Raw genomic sequence first — 25,115 nt, forward strand, 5'->3', positions numbered from 1 at the left:
AGAGAGGGTTAATGATTGGCTTTAAGTGTTGAAGGGTACATAATAAGTATTGAATACCCTTAAATGCTAGTTACTGTAGGGCTCAAATAAGTATTGCCATGGGGAGAATAGTTGGCATTGACTTGGGAACGACTAATTCCGTTGTAGCGGTGTTGGAGGCTGGTAGGCCTGTTGTTATTGCTAGTGCTGAAGGAGCTAGAACTACTCCATCAGTAGTTGGCTTTACTAAGGAATCAGAATTATTGGTGGGTCAACTAGCAAGAAGACAGTTGGTTCTCAATCCTAAAAATACTTTTTCAAATTTAAAAAGATTTGTTGGTAGAGCATGGGATGAGCTTGAAGATACAAGCCTCTCAGTTCCTTATAGTGTTCGATCAAACGATCAAGGCAATGTTCGTATAACCTCTCCAATAACCAAAAGAGAATATGCCCCCGAGGAATTGATAGGAAATATTATTAAGAAGTTAATAGATGATGCCGAAACCTATTTAGGAGAAAATGTTGATTCAGCTGTAATCACAGTTCCAGCTTATTTCAACGATTCACAAAGACAAGCGACTCGCGATGCTGCGATTTTGGCAGGCATCTCTGTTGAAAGGATCTTGAATGAGCCTACTTCAGCAGCTCTAGCTTATGGGTTTGATAAAAGCTCTTCTCGTAAAGTTTTGGTTTTTGATTTAGGTGGGGGCACATTTGATGTATCTTTAATGTCAATTTCCAACGGCGTTTTTGATGTCAAAGCAACTTCTGGTGATACACAACTAGGTGGAAATGATTTTGATCAAAGAATTGTCGATTGGCTCGCTGAGGAGTTTTTAAAGAAACATAAAATAGATCTAAGAAGAGACAGGCAGTCTTTACAAAGACTTACTGAAGCGGCTGAGAAAGCTAAACAGGAACTTTCTGGTGTTCAAACCACTCCAATATCACTTCCTTTCATTTCTACAGGTAAAGATGGTCCATTACATATAGAGACTACTCTTAGTAGAAAAAACTACGAGGGTCTTTGCAATGATCTTCTAGATAGATTATTTGATCCTGTTAATACTGTTATTGATGATTCAGGTTGGGATCCTGATGACATTGATGAAGTTGTTCTTGTCGGAGGCAGTACACGTATGCCAATGGTAAAACAATTAGTTAAAACTTTAGTTCCAAACCCACCTTGTCAATCTGTCAACCCTGATGAAGTAGTTGCCATTGGTGCTGCAATTCAAGGTGGGATTCTTTCAGGAGAGTTGAGAGACCTTTTATTAAATGATGTCACCCCCCTTTCTCTAGGACTTGAAACTGTTGGAGGTTTAATGAAAGTTCTTATTCCTCGAAATACCTCTATTCCAGTAAGACAATCAGATGTTTTTAGTACATCTGAGTCAAATCAATCATCTGTTGAAATTCATATCTGGCAAGGAGAGAGGCAAATGGCCTCAGACAACAAATCACTTGGTAAATTCAAATTAGCCGGTATTCCTCCTGCCCCAAGAGGAGTTCCTCAAGTTCAGGTTGCTTTTGATATTGATGCCAATGGCTTATTAGAAGTCAGTGCTACTGATAGAACTACTGGAAGGAAGCAGTCTGTAAGTGTTACCGGAGGTTCAAACTTGAATCAAAATGAGGTTAATAAATTGATCGAGGAGTCCAAAATTAAAGCATCTGAGGATAGAAAAAAACGAGCTTCAATTGATCAGAAAAATAATGCTTTGACGCTTGTTGCACAAGCTGAGAGGCGTCTAAGAGATGCATCACTCGAGTTAGGACCTTATGGCGCTGAAAGACAACAAAGGGCTGTAGAAGTTGCGATGAGGGACGTAGAAGATTTGCTTCAAGATAATGATTTGCAAGAACTTGAATATGCAGTCGGATCTCTACAAGAAGCATTATTTGGTTTGAATCGTCGCTTATCAGCGGAAAGAAAAACAGAATCTAATCCCATTCAAGGTATAAAAAATACTTTTGGATCTTTAAAGGACGAATTATTTTCAGATGATTACTGGGATGATGACCCATGGGATTATTCCCAAAGAGGGCAAAACAGAAATGTCGACGATAATTATGGGAGAAGGGATATAGATCCTTGGGATAATGACTACTACCGTTGATCCTAATTATTGGTCATTATTAGGAGTCTCACCTGAATGCGATTCTAATGAACTTAAATCAGCCTTTAGAAAAGAGGCAAGAAAGTGGCACCCTGATTTAAACAAAAATGATGTTAATGCCGAAGAAAGATTTAAATTAATCAATGAAGCCTATGCCATTCTTAGTGATCCAAAGAAGAGAAGAGAATGGGAGAAAAAAATTTATAAAGAAAAAGATATCTTTGAGAATAGATTTCCAAGTTATGAGGAATATTTAGATGTTGTACTAGGAATTAAGACCAATATTGAAAATGAAGATGATATCGAAAGTCAGTTTGTTGATCTTACTGAAGATGAATATAAAAATTTTGATGAATCTGAAATAGATTTTAATCAAAATATTCCAGCTACGAGCGAACCATCTCCACCACCTACTTTAATTTATGAAGATCAGGAATCAATTGTTGAAATAACACCAGAACAGGCACTATACGGTTCATCAGTTGATATTCAATTACAAGATGGAACACTTGTTGAAGTTTTAACCCCGCCTTTTGCGGGTGATGGCTGGAGATTAAGAATCGAAGGTGCAGCAATAGGTTGTCGTGATCATTTTGTTCAATTGAAAGTCCAAACAGATGATGGTTTAAGAGTAGATGGATTAAGAGTTATGTACCGACTTGAGCTTTTTCCTCATGATGCTTTATTGGGCTGCGCAGTTGATATACCAACTCTTAATGGTAATGTAACTTTACAAGTACCTCCAAATTCTTCTACTGGTAGATTGTTAAGACTTAGAGGGCGTGGTTTGGAGTATGAAGATTATCGTGGTGATCAAATTGTTGAAATTATTATTGTCTTACCTGACAGTTTAAGTGATTCCGAAATCGCATTGTATCAACGTCTAAATGAAATATCTTTGGAAAAATATTAGAAATATATTGTTTAATCTTTTTATATATTTATAATGAAAAAGATTGTTTAAATATTATGTTGGTTCACGTCCTTTTGTATGAAGCGGGGACTGAAAGTGAGGGGATACATTCCCTAGAGCTAAAGGGTTCAACTGTAATCCTTATGTTCCAAGATAGGGACGATGCAGAAAGATATTGCGGTCTCCTCGAAGCTCAGGATTTCCCAACTCCATCAGTCGAGGAATTGACTCGAGTTGATATTGAGGCATTTTGCGTTGAGGCTGGATATGAAGCTCGTTTTGTCGAGAAGGGTTTTATTCCAAGTACTGATGAAGAGCGACTTATGATTTCTCCACCTCTTTCTAATTTAGAAGTAGGAAACTGGAATAATCAAGAAAATATAATAGATAAATCTACCTCTAATGATCAACTCGATGATATAAAAAAACGTTTGGAAAATCTTTTATGATTAATTCAGTAAATGATAATTATCGAATATTAACCGAGCATATTAATTTAACTTCAATAGATTTAGATACTAAATCGACTAATGAAATAGTAAAGATTTTTTCAGAAGCTGATAAAGAACCTCAAAAGGCTGTCGAGAATTCAATTCCAGAAATAGTTAAAGCAATTGATTTAATTACATTGAGGCTTCAGGATAATGGTAGATTGTTTTATATTGGTACTGGTACATCAGGAAGATTAGGTGTACTAGATGCCTCAGAATGCCCTCCAACTTTTTGTACGAATCCAGATTTGGTTCAGGGAATAATCGCTGGAGGTATACCATCCTTAACAAGAAGTTCTGAATCTTTAGAGGATATATCAGAGATTGCAATCTCTGATCTTAAAGATAGAAATTTTTCAAATCGAGACGTCTTAATAGGTATAACAGCAAGTGGCAGAACTCCATATGTTTTCGGAGCATTAAACTATTCTAAAAGTATAAATGCACTAACTATTTCTATTTCATCAGTTCCAGAAACTGATTCAACTTTAGATAATGATATCGATATTAGACTCATTACTGGACCAGAGGTTCTTGCTGGTTCCACAAGATTAAAAGCTGGAACGGCTACTAAGATGGCTTTAAATATAATTTCTACATCTGTGATGATCAAATTAGGAAAGGTTTATGGCAATAGAATGATTGATTTATCAGTGAGTAATGATAAATTAATTGATCGAGCAATTGGCATCCTATTTGATATTGCCTCAGTTGATAAAGAAACTGCTGTTCAACTTTTAAAGGATACAAACGGATCTGTAAAATTATCTTTATTAATCGCTTTGTCTGGTATGGATGTTATTGATGCTAAGCAATTACTTAATGATTCAAAGGGCAATTTAAGAACAGCACTAACTACGCTAAATGTTATTAAATTATAGTTAAACTAAACTTTTAATAATACTAAGATATTTTCTGCATTAAATTTTAAAAGGAGTTATTATAAAAAAAATTATTTGAGCTATGTCTAAAGTATTGATGAACACAGATAAAGGCCAATTGACTATTGACCTGTTTGATAATGATGCACCCAAAACTGTAGATAACTTTTTGAAGTTAGTTAAAGAAGGTTTTTACGATGGACTTTCTTTCCACAGAGTAATTAATGGCTTTATGGCTCAAGGCGGATGTCCGAATACTAGAGAGGGATCAAGAGGGATTCCTGGAACTGGTGGGCCTGGATATTCTATTGATTGTGAAATAAATTCTAACAAACATGTTGCTGGTTCTCTTTCTATGGCTCACGCAGGAAAAGATACTGGCGGCAGCCAATTCTTTTTAGTTCATGCTCCACAACCTCACTTGGATGGAGTACATACTGTCTTTGGTAAAACTGAAGATATGCAAATCCTTCTATCTATTACTAATGGTACAAAAATTAATAGTGTAAGTCTTTTAAAATAGAATTTTTATTTATTATTAACTCCATTCAATAGTGCTTGTTTTATCTTTTAAATCCCAATCAAATAATGGCGAGTTTTCAAAATTTGAAAGTTCGCTAATTTCTTTTTCTTCAATTAATATGTTTTGAGAAGGATGTAAAAGCTGTTCATAATTATCCGTCTTAATTATTCCAACTCTTTCAGTATTTTTCCAATTGCTAAGTTCTTTAAGAAGTGATTCAAGTAATCTTTTATCTATTAAGTTTCCTTCTAAATGAGTCTTAATATCTCTATGTCTAACATTCCATATAAATAAAGGGTTTTCACATAGAGCTATTAATCTAGGTGCATTTTGAATTGAAATATTTAAAAAATGATTTTCAGACCATTTATTTGCTTTATTTTCAAAATGTTTTAATTCATTATCATGAACTTTTCCATCCCAATAGACTACTATATTTTGTCTTTCATTAGTTAAATTATTCTGAATATTATTACCTATTAAGTGACCAAGTTTTTCTCTTTTTACTTCAAGATATGCTGCATTATGATCCCCAGGGCAAATCACTAATGGAACTCTCGATTCAACTTGAAGTCCATATCCTCCAAGACCAGCTATTTTTCTTGGATTATTGGTTAATAACTTAAGCCTGTTTATTCCTAGATCTGTCAAAATTTGTGCACCTACTCCATAATTTCTTAGGTCTGCTGGAAAACCCAACTTCTCATTGGCCTCAACCGTATCTAATCCTCCATCCTGGAGGTTATATGCTTTTAACTTGTTAACTAAACCTATACCTCTTCCTTCCTGTCTTAGATATACAACAACTCCTTCACCTTCTTCAGAAATTCTTGATAAGGCAGCCTCTAATTGAGGCCTGCAGTCGCACCTTAATGATCCGAATGCATCTCCAGTTAGACACTCTGAGTGCATCCTTACTAAAACAGGCTCTTTTAATTTTTCTGGATCACCTTTAATTATTGCGACATGTTCTGAGCCATCCAATTCGTTCTTATAACCAATTGCCTTGAAATCACCAAATAGGCTAGGCAACTTTGCAATTGCTTGTCTGTAAACAAAACGCTCATTTTCGAGTCTGTAATGAATTAAATCTGCAATACTTATCAACTTTAAATTTCTTTCCTTCGCGTATGTTTTCAATTCCGGCAGTCTTGCCATTGAGCCATCTTGATTTTGGATTTCACATATAACGCCTGCAGGAGATAGACCAGCTAACAACGATAAATCTACTGCTGCTTCCGTATGTCCAGCTCTTTTTAATACTCCTCCTATTTTTGCTCTTAATGGAAAAATATGACCCGGTCTCCTCAAATCTATTGGTCTCGTTTGACTATTAAGAGCAACTTGAATTGTTTTAGCTCTATCTTCAGCTGATATACCAGTTGATACACCAAATTCAGGACCAGCATCGATACTTACAGTGAAGGCTGTTTGGTTTGAATCGGTATTTCTGTCGACCATTAAAGGGAGATCTAACTGGTCTAATCGTTCCCCTTGCATTGCTAGACATATCAAACCTCTAGCTTCAGTTGCCATAAAATTTATTTGCTGAGGAGTTGCAAATTGAGCAGCACAGATTAAATCTCCTTCATTTTCTCTCTTTTCATCATCAACTACAACAACACATTCACCGTTCCTAATAGCAGCAAGAGCATCCGCTATATCATCAAATTCAATTTCATAACAATCTTCGGATTTCAACTTATTCCTCGTGTTTGTGGTGAAATGGTTCTTTGCTACTTATTCTCAAATGAATATCTCAACATTCTACGAAATAACCTTGATGTTATGGCAATTAGTACATCGAAAGCTGGGAGGATCGCAATCATTGGAGCATCTGGATATGGAGGACTTCAACTCGTTAAATTGATTAATGAGCATCCAAACTTTGAGATTTCAACTTTAAATGGAGAGCGATCAGTAGGTAAAAGCTGGAATGAAATTAATCCTTATATAAAACTTTTGAAGGATAAAGAGATAACAAAAAGCAATATTGATGAAATCGCACAAGATTCTGATTATGCAATCTTGAGTTTGCCTAACGGCTTATCATCACAGTTAACCCCCTCATTATTAGAAAAAGGTATTAAGATACTTGATTTATCAGCCGATTACAGATTTAAATCATTAGATAAATGGAAGGAAGTCTATTCCAATGAAGCTGCTAAATATCAAAGACATGATTATGAATTATGTGAAGAAGCTGTTTATGGTTTTTCAGAGGAATTTAGTAACGAAATCGCAAAGTCTAGATTAATTGCTTGTCCAGGATGCTATCCAACGTCATCTCTAAGTGTACTTATTCCATTCCTAAAACAAGGATTAATAGAAAGTGAGGGAATTATTATTGATGCAAAATCCGGGACATCCGGAGGCGGAAGAAATCCAAGCGAACAACTTTTATTGTCTGAATGCTCTGAATCTATTAAGCCCTATGGAGTGATTGGGCATAGGCATACGGCAGAAATAGAAGGTATCGCTAGTTACTTTGCTGGTCATGAAGTCAATTTACAATTTACTCCTCATTTGGTGCCGATGGTTCGAGGGATTTTAACGACAGTTTACGCTCGTTTAAGAGATCCTGGCTTAACAGCAGAAGACTGCAAAACTCTTATTGAAGCTTTTTATAAAAATCAAACATTTATTGATATTTTGCCTGTGGGAACTTATCCAGCTACTAAATGGGTTAAAAATACTAATAAAGTTATGATTTCAATTGAAGTTGATAAACGTAATGGAAGAATAGTACTAATGAGTGTTATTGATAATCTTCTAAAAGGTCAAGCAGGACAGGCTATACAAAATTTAAATATTATGCACGGACTTGAATCAGATATTGGGCTCCCAAAAATTACTTTTTATCCTTGAAGTTAGTTCTTATGTCCTTTGCTACTGTTGCTATCGCTAAAGGTAATATTATATGTTCCATTTTTTGAATTCTTTTTTTTAATGAATCTTTAGTATCTTGTTTTTTTATAGGGACTGCCGCTTGAATAATTATTGAGCCAGAATCAACTTCTTTTTGCACATAGTGAACTGTACAACCAGTAATAGTTACTCTATGATCTATTGCCTGCTGTATTGCATCAATACCTTTAAATGATGGTAAAATTGATGGATGAATATTAATTAGTCTGTTTTTATACATATTAATGATTTCCTTACCTACAATTCTCATCCATCCAGCCATAACAACTAGTTCAACTGATAATTCTTCAAGTTTTTTCATTACCAACATGTCATGTTCAACTCTCGAATCACAATCTCTATGATTTATAATCACATAAGGTATTTTGTATTTGATCGCTTTTTTTATTGCTAAGCAATTAGGATTATTGACAATTAATATAGAAATTTCAGCATTAAGTTGTTTGTTTTGAATGGATTTAATAATGTACTCGAAATTTGAACCATTACCTGAGGCAAGAATACCTAATTTTATTTTTGGCTCAAATAATGGGATTTCTGAATCTAAGGGACTAATTAGGTTCAGATCATTTAAATGATAAGATAATTTCTTATCCGTATATTCTCTATTATCTTGTTTCATCAAACAATCTATCTTTACTAATAAATATATGACCTTTAGAGGAAATTACAATATCTAAATATAAAGACATATTTAATAATTATTAATCTTAAATAAAATATAGATATATTCAACCTTATATAAAAATAACTATAAAGCGTATTTACATTCCTATTTGTCAATTACTAAACATTCGCCATTTGAAAACCATTCTTGACTAATATAAATTAAACCAATTTGTTTAATGGTTCTCATTTGAGAATTCCTGCTAACAGAATTCATTAAGGAGTATTCTTTTATTAATAATGACAATAACTGACATCTTACAGATGAATAACAAAGATAAATGGATAAGGTACTGCGACCTTTTATTTAGCGATGATTCATTAGGTTTTTGGCTAGATATAAGCAGAATGGATGTTGAGAAGAGCGATTTTGAAAAATTTAGGGACATTTATTCCAAAGCTTTTGATTCTATAGAAAATCTAGAGAATGGTTCGATTGCAAATATGGATGAAGGTAGACAAGTTGGTCATTACTGGCTTAGAAATCCGCAAATCGCTCCAAGTGAGAAAATTTCAGATTCTATTTCCAAAGAAATTAATGACATATCAAAGTTTGGTGCATCAATATTAAATGGAGAAATAACTAACAGCGATGGAAAAAAATATACAGATGTTTTTTGGATAGGTATAGGTGGTAGCGGTTTAGGTCCCTTACTTATTAAAGAGTCATTTAAAAAAGAGTCAATCGGATTGAATCTACATTTTCTAGACAATGTAGATCCTGAAGGTATTTCCCATAAATTAAATTCTATTCTTCCCAATATTGAATCAACTTTGTTTGTAATTGTCAGTAAATCTGGTGGAACTCCAGAACCATTAATTGGAATGGAGCAAGCTATGAAGTTTGTTTCTGATAATAACCAAAACTGGTCATCTAGAGCTATTGCAATTACATCAAAGGGGAGCAAATTAGATCAACTAGCAGTTATTGAAAAATGGTTAAATATTTTTGATTTACCCGATTGGGTTGGTGGAAGGACAAGTATTACTGGTGCTGTGGGTTTATTACCTGCAGTCTTGATTGGTGCTGACATAAATAAGTTTTTAGATGGAGCATCTAAAATGGATGGACTGACAAGAGTAAAAGACATTAAAAATAATCCAGCTGCACTTTTATCCTTAGCTTGGTTCAAATCGGGAAACGGAAAAGGGCTAAGAGATATGGTTGTACTCCCTTATAGAGACAGATTAGAAGTTTTTAGTAGATATCTTCAGCAACTTGTGATGGAATCTTTAGGCAAGAAGTTAGATAGAGATGAAAATCAAGTTAATCAGGGTATCGCAGTTTATGGAAATAAAGGTTCTACGGATCAGCATGCATATGTTCAGCAATTAAGAGATGGCATAGATAATTTCTTTGTTAATTTCATTGAGATTCTTCGCGATCCAGCTGAGATAGTTGAAGTGAAAAATAAAAGACCAGGTGATTATTTGTCCGGATTTCTACAAGGAACGCGTTCCGCTTTGACTGAGGGTGGCAGACAGAATTTGACAATTACATTTAAATCATTTGATGAATCAAGTCTTGGCGCTTTAATTGCATTATTTGAGCGAGCAGTAAGTCTTTATGCTGAATTGATTAATGTGAATGCCTATAATCAACCTGGAGTTGAAGCTGGGAAAAAGGCTGCTACAAATATAATTAATCTTCAGAAAGACATTGAGAAACTTTTGGATGATAAAAAAGAAAGAACTTTACGTGAGATCGATGAGGCTTTGTCTACTGATTCAACTGAGTCGATTTATTTAATTCTTAGGAAGCTTTCAGAAAATTCCGAACATTATTTTATGAATGGTAATCAATCAAATCCAGATGAACTAACTATATCAAAATGTTGATTTTAAATAACTATATTCACTAATTTATTCGGAACAACAATTATTCTTTTTGGTTCTTGTCCATTCATCCATTTTAGAGCTGCATCACTTTTAATAGCTATAGCCTCTAATTTTTCTTTAGAAAGGTTTTTACTAGCATCTATTGATCCTCTAACTTTTCCATTAATTTGAATCATAAGTTTAAAAGTATCTTCTTCAATTGCACCTGGATCGAAATTTGGCCACATTTGAAGATGAATACTTTGAGTATTTCCGATTGTCTTCCATAATTCCTCTGCTATATGGGGAGAAAATGGGGAAGTTATTTTAACTAAAATAGAAATAACTTCATTTAGAGTTTCATTACTACAATAATTAACTATTGAATTTAGGCCATTAACAGCTTTCATTAGTTCAGAAATTGCTGTATTAAATTGAAGATTATCAAGATCATCTGTAATTTCTTTAATAGCTATATTAATTAGACGTAAAGCTTCTTCATCTTTAGCCTTTTCTGTTTCAATCTTTAATCTTGAATTACTCTTAGTTAGATCTAAAGTATTAATTACAAATTTCCATAGTCTTTGTATAAATCTATATTGCCCTTCAACATCTGAGTCATCCCATTCTAAATCTTTTTCTGGAGGAGCTTTAAAAAGTATAAACATTCTAGCTGTGTCAGCTCCATATTTATCTATCACTACAGATGGATCTACACCATTATATTTTGACTTAGACATCTTTTCATAGATGATTTCAATATTTTCTCCAGTAACTGGATCTCTTGGATCATTAATATCTTTAATTTGTTCTTTTGAAAAATATTTATTTGTATTGGGATTTTTAAAAGTAGTAGCTTGAACCATCCCTTGAGTTAATAGTTTCTTAAAGGGTTCATCTATATTGATTAATCCACAACTCTTCAAAGCCTTGGTTAAAAATCTTGAATAAAGTAAATGTAAAATTGCATGTTCGATACCTCCGACATACTGCTTAACTGGAAGCCATTTATCTATTTCGCTTTTAAGAAAAGGAATCTCATCATTACTAGGGTTTATATATCTTAAAAAGTACCAGGATGAACACATAAAAGTATCCATTGTATCCGTTTCTCTTTTGGCTGCATTTCCACATTTAGGGCAACAAGTATTTATCCACTCCAATTTAGTAGTTAAAGGTGACTTACCTTTACCAGTTAATTTAATATCTATCGGTAGAGTAACAGGAAGATCTTTATCAGGGACTCTTACTTGTCCACACTTCTTACAATTGATAATGGGAATTGGGCAGCCCCAATAGCGTTGTCTAGATATAAGCCAATCTCTTAACTTATATGTGACCTTTGGCTTCGCCCAGTTAGCATTTGAACCAAATTCTAGTATTTGTGTTTTTGCGAAATCAGACTCAATTCCATTGAACCTATCTGAATTGATCATGATACCCTTATGAACATATTCAGCATTTAAATAGCTATCATCTTCATTATTATTGGGCTTTATTACATAATTAATTGGTAAATTATATGATTTAGCAAACTGATAATCTCTACTATCATGTGCTGGTACACCCATGACAGCTCCAGTTCCATATTCCATAATCACATAATCGCCAATCCAAATAGGTATCTCTTTATTATTTGCTGGATTGACTGCATTTACTCCTAAATACATTCCAAGTTTTTTTCTACTATCTGAATTACGTTCTAGATCACTTAACTTTTCTTGAGTTTTTCTGAATTCCTTTAATTGATCAATATCTTTAGTACTTATTAATTTATCGATTAATGGATGATTTGATGCTAAGACAAGATAACTTACTCCATATACTGTATCGATTCGTGTGGTGAAAGCGACTACTTTCTGGGGATTATTTTTTATATCAAATGTTATTTCAGCTCCGATTGATTTACCAATCCAATTTTCTTGCATAACCTTTACTCTTTCTGGCCAATCTTTAAGTTTAATTAAATCCTTATTTAAATCTTCTGCAAAACTAGTAATTCGTAAGAACCATTGATTTAATTCTTTTTTCTCTACTTTTGCACCAGATCTCCATGATTTACCATCAGCATCTACTTGTTCATTAGCTAGAACGGTTTGATCAATTGGATCCCAATTTACTGTTGCTTTTTTTTGATAGGCTAGATTATTTTTATGTAATTGATTAAATATATATTGAGTCCACTTATAATAATCTTCTTTGCAGGTAGTAACTTCTTTAGACCAATCTATGGATAATCCAAGTCGATCTAATTGATCTTTCATTTGTGAAATATTTTTATCTGTCCAGTTTGATGGACTTGTCTCTCTTTCTATTGCTGCATTTTCAGCCGGCAATCCGAATGCGTCCCACCCCATCGGATGAAGAACGTTATAACCTTGCATTCTTTTATATCTAGCCAGTACATCTGTAATGACATAATTCCTCACGTGCCCCATATGTAAAGAACCGGAAGGGTATGGGAACATCGACAAAGCGTAAAAGGTATTATCTTTGTTTACATCCGTTCTTGTTTTATACAGCCCTAGATTTTCCCACTCTTTTTGCCAATAAGCTTCTACAACACGAGGCTCGTAACGCTGGTCAATAATCTCTGAAGTAGTATTATTCAAGGAAGATCTCCTTCAGTAGTTGATTTGCCAATCAGATAATGTTCTCATAAATTGATGCCCAAAATGCGAATAGTTCTGAAATTACTACCAATAAAGCTTTATTTTCTAAGAACATAGTTAAACAAACTTTAAATCATGAAAAATAATTTCTCAAAATATCAAGGAATAGGTAATGATTTTATTATCTTTGATGCTCGTGGTAATAAGATAGATAATTTATTTTCTGAAAATAAAGATAACTTAATTGAACATCTATGCAATAGAAATTTTGGCATCGGAGCTGATGGGATTATTCTTATATTAGAATCCAATAATAATTGTTTTGCGAGAATGAGGATATTTAATTCTGATGGTTCTGAACCAGAAATGTGTGGCAACGGTATAAGATGCTTGATTTCTTTTTTAAATGATAATAATGAAATTACAGATAAGTCTGAGATTCGAATTGAAACTAAAGCAGGTAAGATTCTTACCTCTATTGATGCTAATGAAAATATCAAAGTTAATATGGGCGAACCTATCCTATCTCCTGAAGATATACCTACTAAATTGTTAAAGAATAATTTAAAAGTTCCTAATGGAAGGATTACAATAAATGATCAAATATTGAATGTTTATGCTGCTAGTATGGGGAATCCTCATATGGTCATATTTGTTAATAAAATTGAAGATATACCGTTTCAAGAGTATGGCAGATACCTTGAAAAACATAATACATTTCCCAATGATACAAATGTACATTTTGTTGAATTAATTGATAAAGCAAATATTAAAGTTAAGGTATGGGAAAGAGGTTGCGGGCCAACATTAGCTTGTGGTACAGGAGCTTGCGCATGCCTAGTCGTAGCATCCATGATTGGTAAAACTTTAAATAACGCTAACGTTTATTTACCAGGTGGCAAATTAGTAATTGAATGGCCAAATCAATCAGGCCCAGTTTTTATGCAGGGACCTGCAATAAAAGTATTTAGTGGAGTTATAGATATTTAAAAATTTTTCAATATGAATAATATTTATCTCGATGCATCTGCGACCACACCGCCACATATAGATGTTATCAATAAAATAAAGGATATTCAATTTGAATGCTGGGGGAATCCATCAAGTATCCATAAAGTTGGGGTTATTGCAAGAGAGATTTTGGAAAGATCTAGATTATCAATAGCTAATAAATTAAAAGCTTCATCTGATGATATTTTTTTCACATCTGGTGCAACTGAATCAAATTATCTTTCTCTTAAAGTTGTATCTAATAATCTTGATAAAGGAAGACTTGTTATAAGTAGCGTTGAACACCCTTCTATTAACTTAATAGCCAATCAATTGCTTAATGATGGTTGGGATATTAAATACTGGCCCGTAGATCGTTATGGAATTATTGACTTAGATCTTTTGGAGGAGATGTTATCTCCTCCAACAAAATTGGTTTCGATAATCTGGGGCCAAAGTGAGATTGGGTCCATTCAGCCCATAAATCTCATAGGTTTGGAATGTAAAAAACGAAATATACTTTTTCATACTGATGCTACACAGGTGCTGCCTAGCGGTCTTATTGATTGGAGTGATTTAAATGTTGATATGCTTAGTGCCTCAGCGCATAAACTTCAAGGCCCTAAAGGTATTGGATTATTAATGTTGAGAAAGGGTGTCCGAGATTTATTAATAAAGAATCCTTCATATGGATTTAAGAATGGCTCTATAAGATCTGGTACTGAGTCAGTCCCCCTTATTGCAGGTTTTTCGACAGCAATTGACCTACTAAATGAATATATAGAAGTAAATGCTAATCAAACTTTATTTCCTGAGAATAACGTTTCCAAAATGACTTCTCTTTTAAAAAGAAATCTAGTTAAGAATAAACAACTTACTTTTATTGGTCCTCACAAACAACGACTACCGAATAATCTTTCATTTCTATGTCATACAAGATCAATGGTCCCAATTAATGGTAGAGAAATTGTTCGATTATTGTCACAACATGGTGTTTATATAAGTAGTGGTAGTGCTTGCTCATCATCTATTCAAGCTCCAAATCCCATACTGGTAGCAATTAATGTTGATAAACCACTTCAACAATGTGGATTAAGAATAACTATTGGTCCCTGGATTTCAAATGATGATATTAGCTCAGTTTCAAATATAATATATGAATCATTGCAATCTATAGAACTCGAAAAACAATGATCATCAAATGAATAATAAACTACCCTCAGATCTTAGAGAAGCAGAATCAAATGTATATGAATCAATTCAAAGTTATTTTTTAAGTAATTCTGAGCAATCATTTCTTTCTATCAATCTTAAATTTGAGGGATTAAGAATCAATCCAATAATTTTTCGTTTATCTAATAAACTAACTGAAATTAAATTAGATAATATTTTATTGTGGGCTGATGCTGGTGGAGCGGCTCTCGCTAAAAGAGATAATCCTAACTTGACTAATAAGATTTTTACATTTAAGGAGTTTATTAATTCTACAGATTCTTTGAATTCAGTTTTATTAGTCTGTTCCCCCCAACCATATGATATTGAGACGTTTGAGCAGGTGTGTTCTCATACTAATTCATCCGTTATTATGATTAATGGTAAGTTAGAAGATCCAATAGTAGGAATCGGAAGTGTCGGGAGGGAAATGAGAAAAAGATTTGCCAAAAAATGGCAAGTGCTTTATTTTATTCAACCATTATCTATGGGTGCATTATTAAAAAGATATCCTTATAATTGGGAGCTTTTTAAATTAAACGCTAATGGATATTCTTTTGTTAAATCATTTGATAAACGTCCCGACGACGAAACTATAATTCTAAACTTATAACTGAATGTTCAAAAAATTATATCTATATATTGGTTTAATTATATTATCAACAAATATCGTTAATGGTAATTTATTCAGATTATATTCATACATAAGACAAAAAGTTAATATTAATACTATAAGTCCCGAAAAGTATAATATATGTGAGCTATTACAAAATAAACTTGAGGATTATACTTATAACTTTAATTCAAATATTAGCATTAGTATTTTAGATGATTCTGGTGACTTTATTGCAGATATTAATGGCCAAATACCTAGGATTCCTGCCTCTAATCAGAAGATACTTTCTAGTGCTTTCTCTTTAGATATTCTAGGACCTTATTATACTCTTAAAACATCTATTAAAGAGATAAATGATGGTAGCTTATATATAGATGCATCAGGTGATCCTGATTTTGATAAAAGTCATTTAGAGGAGTTAATTAGTGATCTTAATAATACTAATTATAATTTACGTTTGAAAACGCCAATAGTCGTTAAAAAAAGCAATCCAAAAAATTGGTGGCCTTCAAGCTGGTCGTATGCCGATAGAAATGAAGAATATGGTGCACCTATTACTAAATATTCAATAGCTAGTAATTCAAGTGTTAATTCTTTAAATAATCCAATTGATAATTTTATTTATGAGCTAGAGAATGCTCTAAGAAAAAAGAATTTATCAAAAAAATATTTTGTAAAATCAGTTAACGAAAACTATCCTATTGATTATATTTCGACAATTAAAGTTATAAATTCTGCTCCTTTATATATTTTACTAAACCTTGTTAATTCTGAGAGCCACAATTTTACTGCTGAAGTTATTTTCAGACATTCTATAAGTGATTGGTCTCATGACTTCCCTAATTTAAAATACAATAATTGGATAAAAGAACAAAACTTTAATTCTGACAATTTTATTTTCTCAGATGCTAGTGGCTTATCGAGAAAGAATAGAGTAACAACTTATGGTTTATCTCAGTTTTTGAGAAGAATGAAACTTAATAGATATTCTGACTATTATTTCTCATCATTTTCTATATTAGGTGTTAGGGGCTCGTTAGCTAATGTAAAAGCTCCAGTAAACCTTAAGGGTAGAATTTTGGCTAAATCCGGGAGACTTAATAATGTTAGATCGGTTTCTGGTGTTATTTTAGGAGAAGGCAAATTTTTTAGTATTATAGTTAACAATATGGATAATTCGACAAAACATATAATAAATATATTATCAATAGTAGATAATACTGATAATTGTAATTAATTAGTATTTAGTGCCATTAGATCTTTGGCTATAAACTCAGGAACCATATGACGAATCTCTCCACCAAATCTTGCGACTTCTTTAACTACAGAACTACTTAAAAAACTATGATGTGTTTCTGTCGCGAGAAAAATTGTTTCGTATTGATTATTTAAAGACCTATTTGTATGAGCAACCTGTAGTTCATATTCAAAATCACTCATAGCTCTTAAACCTCTTAAAATTAGATCTGCATTATGTTCACGAGCACAATCCACAGTTAGACCTTTAAAAGCTATTGTTCTACAACCTGGTATATCTCTGGTAGCATTTTTAATCTGCTCTATTCTTCTCTCGCAGGAGAAAGTTGCCTTTTTCGAAGGATTTTCTAATACCGCAATGAGAACTTCTCCAAATAAATCACTTCCTCTTTGAATTAGATCAAGGTGTCCAAACGTTAAAGGGTCGAAGCTACCAGGATAAAGTGCCTTCATGGTTTTTTAACTTTAAAAAAGTCCATTTCTTTCATAGAATCTCATATATATAAACGTATCAAAGCGCATGACTCTTGATCAGGATGCCAAAAAAGTTCTTTTGCGCAAAATCCCTCATGGATTATTTATATGTGCAGTAAGAGAAGGAGATGAAATAAATGGTTTTACTGCTAGCTGGGTAACACAAGGATCATTTACGCCACCATTAGTTGTAATGGCTGTTCGCGCTGATGGATCTAGTCATGGAATTATTCAAAGAACTAAGATGTTTTCTCTCAATGTTTTGAGAGAAGATCAAAAGGATCTAGCAGCTGTGTTCTTTAAGCCGCAAAAAGGATTAGGTGGACGATTTGAAGCTTGTAAATTCACTTATGGAGAGTTTGGTATGCCCTTAATCGAAGATGTAATTGGTGGAGTTGAATGTGAAGTTATTTCAGGCGTAGAACACGGTGACCATACAGTCTTTGTCGCTGAAGTAAAGAGTGCAGTATTGAATAAAGATGGATCTGCCTTAAATTTAGCGAGTACAGGTTGGAACTATGGCGGCTAATTTAATGAGACAAGATCGGTGGAATTAACGCCGTTAATTAAGGACAAGTCAAGACTATCGAATTTTTTGAAGGATATACCAAATGATCCTGGTTGTTATTTGATGAAAGATCGTGAGGATAGATTGTTATATGTTGGTAAGTCAAAAAAGTTAAGAAATAGGGTTAGAAGTTATTTTCGAGCAAGTGATGAATTGAGTCCAAGAATCTCTTTAATGGTTAGGCAAGTTGTAGATATTGAGTTGATAGTTACTGATACTGAAAGTGAAGCCTTAACGCTAGAATCAAATTTAATTAAATCTAATCAACCCTATTTTAATGTTCTATTAAAAGATGATAAGAAATATCCCTATATTTGTATAACTTGGGGTGATAAATATCCAAGAATCTTTTTAACTAGGAAAAGACGGGAAAGACAGAAAAAAGATAAATATTATGGTCCATACGTTGATGTTTATTTACTTAGACAGACCCTATTTAGTATAAAAAAACTGTTTCCTCTTAGACAAAGAAGAATACCGCTTTACAAAGATAGAACGTGTCTTAACTATTCAATTGGAAGATGTCCAGGCGTTTGTCAAGAAGAAATAAGTTCAGAAGATTATAAAAATACACTAAAAAGAGTTGAAATGATATTTCAAGGTAGAACTGAAGAATTGAGACTATTATTAGAAAAACAGATGCATTCTTTTTCAGAGTCATTGAAGTTTGAAGAAGCTGGATCTGTCAGAGATCAGCTGAAAGGTATAGATAGATTGTATGAATCTCAAAAGATGATTATTCCTGATTCATCTGTATGCAGAGATATAATCGCATTGGCATCAGAAGAGAATATATCCTCTATTCAAATTTTTCAAATGCGCTCAGGAAAATTAATTGGAAGACTTGGGTATTTCTCAGATAATAATAATCTCAGTACTTCTCAAATACTTCAAAAAGTTGTAGAAAATCATTACTCAAATGTAGATCCGATTGAAATACCTTCAGAAATATTAGTTCAACATGAATTACAAAATACCGATATAATATCGGATTGGCTAAGTGAACTAAAAAAACAAAAAGTTAATATAACAATCCCAAAAAGATCTAAGAAGGCGGAAATTATAAAATTAGTAGAAAAGAATGCAAATATGGAGTTGCAAAGAATTAGACAATCTAAGGATAAAAATTTAGTTGAGCTTGACGATTTAACCAATATACTTGAGTTAGTAAAAATTCCAAAAAGAATTGAATGTTATGATATTAGTCATATTCAAGGTAGTGATGCTGTCGCTTCTCAGGTAGTATTTATTGATGGTATTGCGGCTAGGCAACATTACAGAAAATATAAAATTAAAAGTTCAAATATAAAACTAGGACATAGTGACGATTTCGAATCAATGGCTGAAGTTATTACTAGGAGATTTAGAAGATGGGCTCGTTATAAAGATGATGGTGGTGATATGAATCAACTATCAAGTAATGAATCTAGTGTATTAGACAAGGATAATTTGAATGACTGGCCTGATTTGGTCGTAATAGATGGAGGTAAAGGGCAATTAAGTTCGGTATTAGAGGCTTTACAGCAGTTGAATCTTGATCAAAATATAAATCTTATATCTTTAGCTAAGAAGAAAGAAGAGATATTTATTCCAAATGTTAAACAATCATTAGACACTGAGCCAAATCAACCAGGAATGCTTTTATTACGAAGGCTTAGAGATGAAGCTCATAGGTTTGCAATTACCTTTCACAGGCAAAAAAGAAGTCAGCGTATGAAACGTTCACAATTAAATGAGATTCCTGGATTGGGGCCACAAAGAATTAAATTATTATTGGAGCATTTTAGGTCTATAGAAGCTATCCAAATGGCATCTCTCTCTGAACTTTCAACAACACCTGGCTTGGGAACATCTACAGCTGTTGTTATTAGAAATTATTTTCATCCTGATGAAAATAAATAATCTATTTATAAAATATTAAGGAATTAGGGACAGCTAATCTTTATTATAGTAATGTATAGAGTGATATGAATGCACGAAACATTTAATAGAATATGATTTTTTCGCCGGAGACATATTTATGGTTTAAATCCTTTCATATTATCGGTGTAGTAGTTTGGTTCGCAGGCTTATTTTATTTAGTCAGGTTATTTATTTATCATGTAGAAGTACAAAGTGAGAATGAAGAAATTAGGGATTTATTTAACAAGCAATATACATTAATGGAGAAAAGACTAGCTAATATTATAACAACGCCTGGAATGATTTTAGCTGTCATCATGGCATCTGGATTATTATATATGCAGCCTTCATATCTTTCTCAGGCATGGATGCAGATTAAACTATTGTTTGTTTCTTTTTTACTTATATATCATTTTTATTGCTATAAAATCATGAATGAATTAACAAACAATCAGTATAATTATAGTGGCCAACAACTACGAGCTTTGAATGAGTTGCCAACACTATTATTGGTAGTTGTTGTTATGCTTGTTGTATTCAAAAACCAGTTCCCTACAAGTGCAGCTAGCTGGTTAATATTTGGATTGATTCTCTTTATGGCAGCAAGTATACAATTTTATGCAAAATGGAGAAGGAATAGGAAACAACTTACTTAATTTATATGTCTAATATTGATTCTATTAAATTAAAAAAAATAATTAAATCAATTACAAAAGAAAGTTGTCCAAACACTATTAATTTCCATATTCATTCAACATATAGTGATGGAAGTTTGACTGCTAAAGAAATTTATAACCAGGCAATTGAGCTCAATATTGATCATTATGCAATCACAGATCATCATTCAGTTGATGCATATATTGAATTAAGTAAATTGGAAGACGCTACACTCAACTACAAATTAAGTTTTCCTAAACTTTGGACTGGTATAGAAATTACTTGTTTATTGAAAGGGTGTTTGGTTCATGTTTTAGGTCTTGGTTTTGATCATAAATCAAAATACTTATCACCTTATATTGACAATAAGTCTGCTATTGGTAATGAATTATTGGCTTCGACTGTGGTTGATTCGATTCATAAAGCTAATGGTATTGCTGTGTTGGCTCATCCTGCAAGATATAAGCTTCCATTTGATATCTTGATTGATGAAGCATCAAAACTTGGTTTTGATGCTGTTGAAACTTGGTATAACTATGAAAGAGCAAATAATTGGATCCCTTCAGAATTTGTCTGCGATAAAATATTTGATTGTGCAAACTCTTATTCTTTATTATCAACATGTGGAACCGATAGCCACGGATTATCTCTTCTTAGACGTTGAATGATTTATAAATTATTTTTAGAAGAATAGGTTTCAATTTTACTATCTACATCTGATAATAATGTTTTTATAGATGATATTTCTTCATTAGTTGGATTTGTCCAAAGTTTTCTATTAGATGCTTCTAGTAATCTTTCAGCGATATCTCTTAAAGCCCAAGGATTATTATCACTAATAAAATTTTTCGTATCATTATTCTTTAACCAATTATTCAAAATAGATTGATAACACCAATTAGGAACTAAGTTTGTAGTTGCATCAAAAGAGAATAAATAGTCAAGACTAGCTGACATTTCGAAAGCACCTTTATATCCATGTTTTTTCATCCCCTCTATCCATTTTGGGTTTAATAATCTGCTTCGAACGACTTTATCAATTTCTTTTGAGAGTTTATGAATTCTTGGACGTTGATACCTTGAATTATCGGCAAAATAAGCTTGAGGATCTGTCCCACTAGTTTTTTTTATCGCGGATATCAATCCACCTTGAAATTGATAGTAATCATCTGAATCAAGGATATCGTGTTCTCTATTGTCCTGACTATGAAGTACTACTTTTACCTTTGACAAATTATTTTCTAATCCTTTTTTGTCTTTTATGATTTTATTTGAATCTTCATATCTCCATTTACTCCATTCGATAAAAGCATCAGCGAGTTCTGATTGATTCTCCCAAGATCCACTATTAATTATTTCTTGTAATCCTGCTCCGTATGATCCAGGTGCTGATCCATATATTCTTGATTTTGTATTTCCATTTCTATATGACTCCGCAAGTGGATTCATAGAAGAGGATTCTTTTAAATTCCCAATAAGGTTTTGACCTCTTCGAATCAATTCAATTATCTGAGGAAATGCATCCCTGAATAAACCAGAAATTCTTAATGTTACGTCTACTCTTGGCCTGTTCAATACACTGATGGGAATGACCTCTACGTCAACTACTCTTCTTAAGGTCCCGTCCCATATTGGCCTTAAACCCATGAGAGCAAAAAGCTGACAAATGTCTTCTCCACCATTTCTCATTGTTGAAGTACCCCAAATTGAAATAGCAAGATGTGAAAGGTGTTCTCCATTTTCTTGTAGGTAAAGTTCCATTATTTGTTCAGCGCTTCTTTTGCCTAAGTCCCAAGCTGTTTCAGTTGGTATTGCTCTTATATCTACAGAAAAGAAATTCTTACCTGTTGGTAAAACCTCTAATTTCCCTCTTGTAGGCGCTCCAGAAGGACCGCTAGAAATTCTTTTTCCTTCTAAAGCACTGAGAAAATTAGTTTTTTCGTTGTCTGAACTGGTTAATAGTTTGGGTAAAATATTATTTAATAAATGATTTATAAAAATATTAGGTTTTTCATGATCTAGGTAATTTAAGATTTTACTGTCAATTTTTATCTTCTTTTTTGACTTAATCTTGTAATTAAATATTTTAAAACAATGAAACTCTATTATATATTTTCCGATGTCATTCAACCAGTCAACTACTTTACCGACTTTCCTAGCATTAATTGCTGTATAAGCTTTAAATAAATCAATGTCTACTTGTTTTAGGTTTTCACTCTCTTCATCACTCCAAGGGTCAAACGTAAAACCTAAATCTTCAGCTAAGCATTGAGTAAGACCGAGATTAGTTCCTGTCGGGACATTAGAAATTGTGAGTGTTAACTCTATTAATTTATCCATACTCTGATTGACTCCAAAAACATGAAGACCAGTTCTTATCTGGGAATTCTTAATTTCACATAAATAACTCTCTGCGTTATCTATTAGATCTTGTATAATTAAATTTTCTTTTTCTGTTTTTAATTTATTTGATTCAATACCTGGCCATGAATTTTTAATTAAAAGATCTACTATCTTTTTTTCTAATAATTCACTTCTATTATCATTAATTAGTTTAGATTCATAATATTCATCTATTAAGTTCTCAATTATTAGTAGGTCATTAAAACTCCCCGAATGAGACAATGGAGGAGTCAAATGATCTATAATAATTGCATGTGTTCTTCTTTTTGCTTGGGAGCCTTCGCCAGGATCATTTACAATAAATGGGTATATATTTGGAATAGGAGGACAAAGAATAAATGGGAAACAATTATGACTTAAACCAACCCCTTTTCCTGGTAACCATTCTAAACTTCCATGTTTACCCAGATGTACAATTGCATTCGCTTTAAATGTATTATATAGCCAACAATATTGTGCAATATATTTATGTGTAGGAGGTAAGTCGGGCGAATGTAAATCAGATAAATTATCGCTCTCATAACCTCTATTTGACTGAATTAAAATTGTTATATTTCCAAAGTTTATTCCATTAATCGGAAATCCAGACTTTTCTAATTGAAAAGAATCATTTGGGTCTCCCCATCGATTTGATATCTTTTCTTTAACCTTAGATTCGAGTTTGTTCCAATAAATTAAATAATCTTGAATATTTAAATATGATTGAGGTTCATTTGAGATTGTCTCTTCAGAATTAGTCCTATGACTTAATATAAGGTTAATTAATTCTTTACTATTATCAGGAATATCTTCATTTCCTAGATTATATCCCTCGTCTTTAAGCCAGTTCAAAATATTTAAAAGGCTTTCGGGTGTATCTAAACCAACTCCATTCGCAATTCTTGAGTCTTTTACTGGGTAATTTGCTATTACCAGAGCTATCTTTTTATTTGAATTATTCGTTTGTTGTAGATAAGTTAGATTTTTTATATATTTTATGCACCATTCAATATGTTTTTCATATGGCTCTGTTTTATATACAGCAATTGATAATTCATTATCTGTATAAGTAAGGTTTTTAAATGCAACTGGAATTGTACAGATTCGACCATCCACTTCTGGTAAAACAACTTGAATTGATAAATCAATGGGGTTAAGACCTACTGTGGATTCGTTCCATTCACTTATAGATGAGCTAGATATTAGTAATTGATATACAGGTATATTTAATCTATCCCACAAGTTTTTCTTCACATCATCATGTTTATATTCCACTGATGAAAATGAGGTTGTAGTTATTATTGCTTTTATGTTCTCTTTTTCTAATAAACTTATTATTTGATTCTCTATATTTTTAGATTTAAAACTTGTAATCCATATTATTTTAGCATTTAATTTGTATTTATTAGATATATCATTTATTTTATCAGCTATCTCTGTATTGCCCGATTGTAAAAGTGATTTATAGAGAAATACGGCAATAGATGGATTATCATTATTTTTCCATTTCCATTTTATTAACTCATCATGATATTCAATTAAATCTGAATTTAAAGTAATTTCTTCAACATCAATTATTTTCTGTAAGGTTTGAAGCATATAATTATAGTTTTTTAGTCCTCCTTGATTTAAAAGTGTTTGAATTAACTCAACTTTCTCTTGATTTAAGCTACTAATTTCTTGAACATCATTTGCTGTACTTTCAATTCCAGAGACTACTATAAGATGTCTAGTTGGTTTCTCTAATTGCCATAAACCTAATTGTTCAAATCCATAAGACCAGTATGATCTTGACCCTAAAAACCTAACAAGAATAATTTCAGCTGTATTACATGTATTAGTTATATAATGATCAATTGATGCATTTGAAGATAAATAAGCTATAGGTAATGCTCTTATTTTATTTTTCCATTTACTATTGTCAGGGAGTTTTAATACTGTAGACAAACAGGTTATATCAGATGTAGCGCTAGTTAGGAAGATAACTGGAGCTGATGGCTGTTCGATAAATGTATTTTCTTCTTGAGGTTCATTCCCTGGAAGGGTGGAAATTCTATGCATTCATTTATTATGTGTAATAAGAGCAGTAAAAACTAAAATGCTGATTGTTTTCATCTTAGCTGGAA

20 protein-coding genes are annotated in these 25,115 nt (G+C 32.5%); 15 read left to right on the forward strand and 5 right to left on the reverse strand.

What is annotated here, in order from left to right:
* The first annotated feature begins 98 nt into the window (after positions 1-98).
* The 5 genes from dnaK to DNJ73_RS04835 all read left to right on the forward strand — a co-directional run bounded on the left by dnaK (position 99) and on the right by DNJ73_RS04835 (position 4,907).
* Positions 99-2,099, forward strand: coding sequence for a molecular chaperone DnaK (gene dnaK / locus DNJ73_RS04815; protein ID WP_158466564.1), 2,001 nt, complete (start codon positions 99-101; stop codon positions 2,097-2,099).
* Positions 2,083-3,012 (forward strand): DnaJ domain-containing protein, encoded by a 930-nt coding sequence (locus DNJ73_RS04820; RefSeq protein WP_158466565.1) that lies wholly within the window; start codon positions 2,083-2,085, stop codon positions 3,010-3,012. Before dnaK ends, DNJ73_RS04820 begins: the two co-directional genes overlap by 17 nt.
* A gap of 56 nt (positions 3,013-3,068) precedes the next feature.
* The gene (locus tag DNJ73_RS04825) at positions 3,069-3,461 is read left to right on the forward strand and encodes a DUF3110 domain-containing protein (RefSeq protein WP_158466566.1); all 393 of its coding nucleotides are present in this window, start codon (positions 3,069-3,071) and stop codon (positions 3,459-3,461) included.
* Positions 3,458-4,384, forward strand: a complete 927-nt coding sequence (gene murQ / locus DNJ73_RS04830; protein ID WP_158466567.1) for an N-acetylmuramic acid 6-phosphate etherase — start codon at positions 3,458-3,460, stop codon at positions 4,382-4,384. Before DNJ73_RS04825 ends, murQ begins: the two co-directional genes overlap by 4 nt.
* 82 nt (positions 4,385-4,466) lie before the next feature.
* Positions 4,467-4,907 carry a peptidylprolyl isomerase gene (locus tag DNJ73_RS04835; protein WP_158466568.1) on the forward strand — a complete coding sequence of 147 codons (441 nt, stop codon included), beginning with the start codon at positions 4,467-4,469 and terminating at the stop codon, positions 4,905-4,907.
* 15 nt (positions 4,908-4,922) lie between these two features.
* Here DNJ73_RS04835 and ribBA read toward each other — a convergent pair whose 3' ends face one another.
* Entirely contained in the window at positions 4,923-6,608 is a 1,686-nt protein-coding gene (gene ribBA, locus DNJ73_RS04840) for a bifunctional 3,4-dihydroxy-2-butanone-4-phosphate synthase/GTP cyclohydrolase II (RefSeq protein WP_158466569.1), read from the reverse strand.
* A gap of 87 nt (positions 6,609-6,695) precedes the next feature.
* Between ribBA and argC the strand changes: the two genes are divergently transcribed.
* A complete protein-coding gene (argC, locus tag DNJ73_RS04845) occupies positions 6,696-7,775 on the forward strand; it encodes an N-acetyl-gamma-glutamyl-phosphate reductase (protein WP_158466570.1) in 1,080 nt (359 codons plus the stop codon).
* Here argC and purN read toward each other — a convergent pair.
* A complete protein-coding gene (gene purN / locus DNJ73_RS04850; protein WP_158466571.1) occupies positions 7,759-8,457 on the reverse strand; it encodes a phosphoribosylglycinamide formyltransferase in 699 nt (232 codons plus the stop codon). The two genes, argC and purN, sit on opposite strands and share 17 nt — an antisense overlap.
* 284 nt (positions 8,458-8,741) lie before the next feature.
* On the opposite strand from purN, the gene DNJ73_RS04855 reads away from it, so the two are divergent.
* Positions 8,742-10,340, forward strand: coding sequence for a glucose-6-phosphate isomerase (locus tag DNJ73_RS04855; protein ID WP_158466572.1), 1,599 nt, complete (start codon positions 8,742-8,744; stop codon positions 10,338-10,340).
* A gap of 2 nt (positions 10,341-10,342) precedes the next feature.
* Here DNJ73_RS04855 and leuS read toward each other — a convergent pair whose 3' ends face one another.
* Entirely contained in the window at positions 10,343-12,931 is a 2,589-nt protein-coding gene (leuS, locus tag DNJ73_RS04860) for a leucine--tRNA ligase (protein ID WP_158466573.1), read from the reverse strand.
* A gap of 135 nt (positions 12,932-13,066) precedes the next feature.
* On the opposite strand from leuS, the gene dapF reads away from it, so the two are divergent.
* Genes dapF through DNJ73_RS04880 form a run of 4 tightly spaced genes read left to right on the forward strand, consistent with a single transcriptional unit; the run spans position 13,067 to position 16,986 of the window.
* Positions 13,067-13,921 (forward strand): diaminopimelate epimerase, encoded by an 855-nt coding sequence (gene dapF, locus DNJ73_RS04865; protein ID WP_158466574.1) that lies wholly within the window; start codon positions 13,067-13,069, stop codon positions 13,919-13,921.
* A 12-nt stretch (positions 13,922-13,933) separates the two neighbouring features.
* Positions 13,934-15,115 (forward strand): cysteine desulfurase family protein, encoded by a 1,182-nt coding sequence (locus DNJ73_RS04870; RefSeq protein ID WP_158466575.1) that lies wholly within the window; start codon positions 13,934-13,936, stop codon positions 15,113-15,115.
* 7 nt (positions 15,116-15,122) lie between these two features.
* Entirely contained in the window at positions 15,123-15,746 is a 624-nt protein-coding gene (locus DNJ73_RS04875; protein WP_158466576.1) for a DUF1995 family protein, read from the forward strand.
* Positions 15,747-15,750: 4 nt separating this feature from the next.
* Entirely contained in the window at positions 15,751-16,986 is a 1,236-nt protein-coding gene (locus tag DNJ73_RS04880) for a D-alanyl-D-alanine carboxypeptidase (RefSeq protein ID WP_158466577.1), read from the forward strand.
* Here DNJ73_RS04880 and coaD read toward each other — a convergent pair.
* A complete protein-coding gene (gene coaD, locus DNJ73_RS04885; protein ID WP_158466578.1) occupies positions 16,983-17,459 on the reverse strand; it encodes a pantetheine-phosphate adenylyltransferase in 477 nt (158 codons plus the stop codon). The two genes, DNJ73_RS04880 and coaD, sit on opposite strands and share 4 nt — an antisense overlap.
* Before the next feature lie 67 nt (positions 17,460-17,526).
* On the opposite strand from coaD, the gene DNJ73_RS04890 reads away from it, so the two are divergent.
* From DNJ73_RS04890 to DNJ73_RS04905, 4 genes are all read left to right on the forward strand, one after another.
* Positions 17,527-18,009, forward strand: coding sequence for a flavin reductase family protein (locus tag DNJ73_RS04890; RefSeq protein ID WP_158466579.1), 483 nt, complete (start codon positions 17,527-17,529; stop codon positions 18,007-18,009).
* A gap of 18 nt (positions 18,010-18,027) precedes the next feature.
* Positions 18,028-19,950, forward strand: coding sequence for an excinuclease ABC subunit UvrC (gene uvrC, locus DNJ73_RS04895; RefSeq protein WP_158466580.1), 1,923 nt, complete (start codon positions 18,028-18,030; stop codon positions 19,948-19,950).
* A 92-nt stretch (positions 19,951-20,042) separates the two neighbouring features.
* Entirely contained in the window at positions 20,043-20,606 is a 564-nt protein-coding gene (gene hemJ / locus DNJ73_RS04900) for a protoporphyrinogen oxidase HemJ (RefSeq protein ID WP_158466581.1), read from the forward strand.
* Positions 20,607-20,611: 5 nt separating this feature from the next.
* Positions 20,612-21,271, forward strand: coding sequence for a PHP domain-containing protein (locus tag DNJ73_RS04905; protein ID WP_158466582.1), 660 nt, complete (start codon positions 20,612-20,614; stop codon positions 21,269-21,271).
* 5 nt (positions 21,272-21,276) lie between these two features.
* Here DNJ73_RS04905 and cobN read toward each other — a convergent pair whose 3' ends face one another.
* Positions 21,277-25,050, reverse strand: coding sequence for a cobaltochelatase subunit CobN (gene cobN / locus DNJ73_RS04910; RefSeq protein WP_158466583.1), 3,774 nt, complete (start codon positions 25,048-25,050; stop codon positions 21,277-21,279).
* Positions 25,051-25,115 lie beyond the last annotated feature (65 nt).

The sequence above is a fragment of the Prochlorococcus marinus XMU1408 genome (genome assembly GCF_003208055.1).
GTDB lineage: Bacteria > Cyanobacteriota > Cyanobacteriia > PCC-6307 > Cyanobiaceae > Prochlorococcus_B > Prochlorococcus_B marinus_A.